1 pseudogene is annotated in these 630 nt (G+C 64.8%); it reads right to left on the bottom strand.

The annotated features are described in order from the left end of the window. Positions 1-559, bottom strand: a pseudogene (locus ABW22_RS11120) (hypothetical protein); the annotation flags it as partial. Positions 560-630: the final 71 nt, after the last annotated feature.

Below are 630 nucleotides of genomic sequence, written 5' to 3' on the forward strand. Positions count from 1 at the left end.
TGTGCTGATAGCGCTGCGCCGTCTGGGCGGGCGTGATCCAGCCGTTGACGGGCGGCACCAGCACATCTTCGTAGTGGCTGCGGTTGAAGATCATCATCTCGCCCGCGCGCGGCACCAGCTGGTGAATGCGCCACAGGTAGTCGTGCGCGCGCTCGTCCTCGCTCGGCGTTTTCCATCCCACCGTGTGCACACCCAGCGGGCTGATGCGGCTGAACACCCCGCGCAAGGTGCCGTCCTTGCCGGAGGTGTCGGTGCCCTGCAAAATCACCAGCAGCTTGTAGCGTTTGTCGGCATAGAACAGGTTTTGCAGTGCGTCGAGCTCGATGGCCAGCATATCGACGGCCGCCTTGTCGGCCAGTTTGTCCCCGCCGGAAAACGGCTTGGCCGCAGGATCGAAGTCGGCCAGCGACCAGCTTTTCCCTTTTTTACTGCCCTCGCACGGCACAGCGCTGGTGGGGGGGGGCTGCCACCGGGCGATCAGTTTGGCCAGCGACTTGAGGTCAGCCTTGCCAGGGGGCGCGTCTGGCGACGCGGGGGCTTCAATGCGGTTAGAGGACATCAGGGTTTCCGTTGGTTGCCGGGGTTTCCCCCTGATTCTGCATCCCGCCGGTCGCCCGTGGCGCACCAACT

It is taken from the genome of Thiobacillus denitrificans, from assembly GCF_001530125.1.
Taxonomy (GTDB): domain Bacteria; phylum Pseudomonadota; class Gammaproteobacteria; order Burkholderiales; family Thiobacillaceae; genus Thiobacillus; species Thiobacillus denitrificans_C.